Below are 5,030 nucleotides of genomic sequence, written 5' to 3'. Positions count from 1 at the left end.
GCCTTTCGTCGTGCGGGCGCATACTTCCGTCGGCGCCTTTTCTCCTGTTGCGGGATGGTGCAACCGACACCCCGCGGGACAGGATGCCGGGATGAAGGGTGATCTGTTTTCCAGCGAGTACATGGTGCAGCCGGCCGCGACCGCGGGCATGAGCGTGCAGAACGCCAAGTCGATCAGATACGCCGTCAACGGCGAGATGCTGGCCCGGCAGGGCGCGATGATCGCCTACCGCGGCAGTCTGCAGTTCGAACGCAAGGGGCAGGGCGTCGGCGGCATGCTCAAGCGTGCGATGACCGGCGAGGGCCTGCCGCTCATGGCCGTGCGCGGGCAGGGGGAGGCGTGGTTCGCGCACGAGGCGCAGAACTGCTTCATCATCGACATCGACCCCGGTGACGTCTTCACCGTCAACGGCCGCAACATCCTGTGCTTCGACGCGTCGTTGACGTACGAGATCAAGACGGTGAAGGGCGCGGGCATGTCCGGCGGCGGACTGTTCAACAGCGTCTTCACCGGACAGGGCAGGCTCGGACTGGTCTGCGAGGGCAATCCGCTGGTCATCCCGGTCTCACCGCAGTGGCCGGTGTACGTCGACACGGACGCGGTGGTCGGCTGGACGGCCAGCCTCCAGACCTCGCTGCACCGTTCGCAGTCCATCGGCTCGATGATCCGCGGCGGCTCGGGCGAGGCCGTGCAGCTGATGCTCCAGGGGGAGGGGTTCGTCGTCGTGAGGCCGAGCGAGGCCACACCGCAGAAGGCTCAGCAGCACTGACACGGCCGCCCCGACAGCCTTCGTCCGCGGGCCGGTGGGGGCTGGTCGCGCGGTTCCCCGTGCCCCTGGGGAGGGCGGGGGACCGCGCCCCTGCCCTCCAGGGCCTGTCCGAGCCTAGGGCTCCAGCCTTCCGTTCGTCCGGCGGCGCCACAGGATCGCGGCGGTGCCGGCGGCGAGCAGGGCGGCGGTGCCCGCGGCGGCGGGCAGGAGCAGGTCGGAACCGGTCGAGGCGAGCGAGCCGTCGCCGGTGGTGCCGAGTGAGCCACCGCTCACCGTGCCGCCGGTCGTACCCGTTCCGCCCGTCGTGTCACCGCTGTCGACCGTGCCGCCCGCAGCGTTCCCGTCGTCCGCGGGACCGTCGACAGGAACCGTGGTGCCCGCGTCGGACGGGTCGGTCGGTTCGTCGCTCGGGTCCGGGGCGGGGTCCGTGTCGCCGGGTGACGGATCGGGCGACGGCGGCGGGGATTCGGGGTCCGTCGGGGTCGGTGTCGGCGAGGGCGTCGGCGGCTCCGGCGCCTTGAGCACGGTGAGCGAGGCGTCCGAGGGGCTCGCGACGAACACCGTGTCGCCGCCCGGGGCCACGGCGACGGACGAACTGCCCAACTGGCCGTTGACACCCGGCAGTTCGGCGCCCAGGTCGAGATCCTTGAGCGTCGCGGTGTCGTACACCGCGAGCCGGCCGACGCCGTCCCCCTCCTCCGGCGGATTGCCCCAGTCCTGCCACACCGCGAACGCCCGGTCGGAGCGCGGGTCCACGGCCACATCGGCGATGGTGTCGCCCGGTTCCGCGTCGAAGGAGGCGGCCAGTTTCCCGGAGGCGATGTCGTACGCCTCCAGTACGGTGCCGCGCCCCGCCCACAGCACCCCGCGACCGGTGTCCCACTCCAGGAACGACACCGCGGCCCCGGAGCCGAGCGCGATCTCCTTGCCGTCCGGCGTGAAGTCGGCCGAACCGACCCTGCGCAGCACGCCGTTGCTGTTGTCCGTCACCCAGATCTGCCCGGCCGCGGTGTCCACGGCGAGCGGGCCGCCGGTGGCAGGCAGGGTGAGGGAACGCTCCACGGTCACCGCCGTCCCGCCGACGGCGACCTCCTCAAGTTTCGTCCCGCGCACGATCACCACCGTCCCGGCTTTCGCGCCGGACCTGGCCTGCGTGATCGACGTACCGGTGAGCCAGCCGCCGCTGCCCGACGCGTCCCCGTCCCTGGCGGCCGCGATCCCGCGCAGTCCGACGAGGTAGTGCACCCCGTCGCCCGGCAGCGGTCCGGCGAGCCGTTTGCCCGGCAGCTGGGCGGGCGCGCCCGTACTGCCGGGAGAGGTTTTCACCCAGCTCAGCACGGCGCCGGACGCCGGGTCGACGGCGTAGACGCCGGCCAGACTGCCGTCCGGCGTACCGGCGACGGTGTCGGAGCCGACGTACAGCTTGCCGGACTCGGGGTGCAGCAGCAGGTCGAGCGGTTTGCCGACGGTCGTGAGGCGGGCCGTCCGCTCGTACCCCTCGGCCGCCGGCGGGTCGTCGGCGCCGGCGGCGGGCGTGCCGACCGCGACGACGGCGAGGACCACCGCCGTGACGCCGGCCAGGGCGCCCGCCGCCCGGGGGCGGAGCACTTCGCTCCGCCCCCGGGTTCCGAGGGGCGCGGTCACGAGAAGCTGACCGGCAGGTAGACGTCGTACGAGCGGTTGCTGCTGCCGGTGTGGTCGGCGCGCGTCACGATGGCGCAGTCGACGTCCGTGCCGCAGACCGTGCCGGCCGCGATGTTCGGGTTCACGTGCACGCTCACGCTGAACGAGCCGCCGGTGCCGTAGGTGGAGCTGTTGGCGACCGTGCCGCCGCCGAGGTTGGACACCCAGTGCGAGGCGCCCGTCGTGCCGGACTGGTCGGCGCCGCCCAGGCAGGGGGTCGGCCGTGAGGTGTACGTCGACGGGTTGCCCGGCTCGACACCCTCGGGGATCACACACAGACCGACGTAGACACCCTGGAGCGTGTTGTAGCCGCTGCCGGAGACGGTGACGTTCTGCCCGGCGGCCGAGAGGGCGTCGGGGGCCGTCAGCGACAGGTTGTACGTCGTACCGCTCACCGTCACGGACCGCGTCGCGGTGGCGGCCGAGGCGGAGGTGGCGAGCCCGACCGTCAGCGCGGCGGTGGTGGCTCCGACGGCGGCGATACGGGCAGCACGGGAGAACAGGGCGGATCTCATGGGTAGTTGGCCTTTCGGAGGCGAGAACCACTTAGGTAAGGCAAACCTAAGTTGAAGGTCAACGGATCGTCAACCCGCGTCCTCGTGGGGCGCGCGAGCCGGGAACGGCGCAAAGATGTGTAGTGATCATGTCAATCGGCAGGTCATCATGCGCCCATGCCGACGCCCCGAGACCGTTCCCGTGCGGGAAGCACGGGCAAGCTGATCGCCCTCGCGGTCGCCCTGGTGATGGCCGTCGTGGCGTGCGGCGGCGACTCCGACGACACGGACGCCGGCACCGACGGGGGCGGGGGCGGAAAAGGACTGGAGCGGTCGAGCGTCACCGTCGCCGCGCTGCCCCTCGCGGACGACGCGCCCCTCTATCTCGCCCGGGACCGGGGGCTGTTCGAGAAGGAGGGCCTGGACGTACGCATCCAGCCCGTCCAGCAGTCCATCCAGGCACTGCCCGCCCTCTCCAAGGGCCAGGTCGACGTGATCGCGAGCGCGAACTACGTCACCTTCCTCCAGGCCCACGAGAAAGGCACGCTGGACCTGCGCATCCTCGCCGAAGGGGCCCGCGTCGCCCCGCACATGATGGACGTACTCGTGCCCGAGGACTCGGACATCCGCAGCGTCGCCGACCTCAAGGGCAAGAAGGTCGCCGTCAACATCCTCAACAACATCCAGTCGCTGACCCTGAACGCGATCCTCGCCCAACAGAACGCGGGCCGACCCGAGTACCGGCAGATCGCCTTCCCCCAGATGGGAGTCGCCCTGGAGAAGGGCCAGGTCGACGCCGTGCACGCCGTCGAACCCTTCAACAGCGCCATCCAGAAGCAGCTGAACGCCCGCGTCCTCGTCGACGGCGGCTCCGCCCCCGTGGAGTCCGTCCCGATCAGCGGATACGTCACGACCGGCGACTACGCCGCCGAGAACCCGAAGACCGCGGCGGCCTTCCAGCGGGCCATCGCCGCGGCGGCGCAGCTCGCCACCCAGGACCAGGACGCCGTCCGTGAGGAACTGCCCAAGTACACCAAGGTGACCGCCGGTCAGGCCGAGTCGATCAGGCTGCCCGCCTATCCGGTGACCTCGGACGCGTCCCAGCTGCGCCGCCTCACCGAACTCATGAGGGAACAGGGCCTGTTGAAGAAGAGGATCGATCCGGGAACGTTGCTGGTCGAGTGAGGCGCGGCGGCGGTGGGGCGGAACGCGTGAGGCGACGGCGGGAACTGCTGCTCGGTGCGCTCGGCGTGCTGCTCGCCCTCGGCGTGTGCGAGGCGGTCGGCAGGGCGGGCCTGGTACGCCGCGACTACCTGCCACCCGTCTCCGAAGTGCTGGCGCGTGCGGTGGAGCTGGCGGGCGACCCGCTCTTCCTGGAGGGGATCGGGGCCACCGTGCGGGCCTGGGCCCTCGGTCTGGGTCTCGCCTGCGCCATCGCCGTACCGCTGGGCCTGCTCCTCGGCAGCGTGCCCGTCGTCGACGAGGCCGTGCGCGCCGTCGTCGAGTTCCTGCGCCCGCTGCCGTCCGTCGCGCTGATCCCGCTGGTGTCGCTGCTGCTGGGTTCCGGCACGGAGACGAAGGTCGCGCTCATCGCGTACGCCTCCGTGTGGCCGCTCCTCTTCAACACCGTCTACGGCCTCGGCGAGACCGATGCGCTGGCCAAGGACACCCTGCGCGCGTTCGGCTTCGGCCGGCTGTCGGTCCTCCTGCGCGTCGAACTCCCCGCCACCGCGCCCTTCATCGCGGCCGGCCTGCGGATCTCCGCGGCCGTCGCCCTCATCCTGGCCGTCGCCACGGAGATCCTGGCGGGGTTCGGGGAAGGGCTCGGCATCTTCATCGCCCAGGCGGGGCTTGCGACGGACGGTACGCGGGATGTGCTGGCGGGGGTGGTGTGGGCGGGGGCCCTGGGGCTGGTCATCAACAGTGCGCTGGTGTGGGGGGAGAGGCGGCTGTTCCCTTGGACGCCGGAACATCGGGGTGGGCGATGAGGGTGTTCGCGCCCCCGCCGCCCCTACCCGTTCCCGTCAACGACTCGGGGGCCAGCCCCCGAACCCCCGCTCCTCAAACGCCGGAGAGGCTGAAAA

5 protein-coding genes are annotated in these 5,030 nt (G+C 71.6%); 3 read left to right on the top strand and 2 right to left on the bottom strand.

What is annotated here, in order from left to right:
• The first annotated feature begins 91 nt into the window (after positions 1-91).
• Positions 92-769: an AIM24 family protein gene (locus ACFWGJ_RS41790; RefSeq protein ID WP_387334187.1), complete on the top strand. Its 678-nt coding sequence runs from the start codon at positions 92-94 to the stop codon at positions 767-769.
• Positions 770-883: 114 nt separating this feature from the next.
• Here the strand turns inward: ACFWGJ_RS41790 and ACFWGJ_RS41785 are convergent, their stop codons facing one another.
• Both ACFWGJ_RS41785 and ACFWGJ_RS41780 read right to left on the bottom strand, forming a co-directional pair.
• Entirely contained in the window at positions 884-2,377 is a 1,494-nt protein-coding gene (locus ACFWGJ_RS41785) for a hypothetical protein (protein WP_387334186.1), read from the bottom strand.
• Positions 2,378-2,409: 32 nt separating this feature from the next.
• Positions 2,410-2,967, bottom strand: a complete 558-nt coding sequence (locus ACFWGJ_RS41780) for a hypothetical protein (protein WP_387334185.1) — start codon at positions 2,965-2,967, stop codon at positions 2,410-2,412.
• 156 nt (positions 2,968-3,123) lie between these two features.
• On the opposite strand from ACFWGJ_RS41780, the gene ACFWGJ_RS41775 reads away from it, so the two are divergent.
• Together ACFWGJ_RS41775 and ACFWGJ_RS41770 are read left to right on the top strand one after the other, a co-directional pair.
• Positions 3,124-4,131, top strand: a complete 1,008-nt coding sequence (locus ACFWGJ_RS41775; protein ID WP_387334184.1) for an ABC transporter substrate-binding protein — start codon at positions 3,124-3,126, stop codon at positions 4,129-4,131.
• 26 nt (positions 4,132-4,157) lie between these two features.
• Positions 4,158-4,934: an ABC transporter permease gene (locus tag ACFWGJ_RS41770; protein WP_387334183.1), complete on the top strand. Its 777-nt coding sequence runs from the start codon at positions 4,158-4,160 to the stop codon at positions 4,932-4,934.
• Positions 4,935-5,030: the final 96 nt, after the last annotated feature.

It is taken from the genome of Streptomyces sp. NPDC060205 (genome assembly GCF_042728395.1).
GTDB lineage: Bacteria > Actinomycetota > Actinomycetes > Streptomycetales > Streptomycetaceae > Streptomyces.
The sequence above is the reverse complement of the archived record's forward strand: the minus strand, read 5'-3'. Positions and strand labels throughout refer to the sequence as shown.

Excerpts from the sequence above, each read along its gene's own strand:
- ACFWGJ_RS41790 (WP_387334187.1), top strand. The coding sequence starts at position 92 with ATGAAGGGTGATCTGTTTTCCAGCGAGTACATGGTGCAGCCGGCCGCG.
- ACFWGJ_RS41780 (WP_387334185.1), bottom strand. The coding sequence starts at position 2,967 with ATGAGATCCGCCCTGTTCTCCCGTGCTGCCCGTATCGCCGCCGTCGGA.
- ACFWGJ_RS41775 (WP_387334184.1), top strand. The coding sequence starts at position 3,124 with ATGCCGACGCCCCGAGACCGTTCCCGTGCGGGAAGCACGGGCAAGCTG.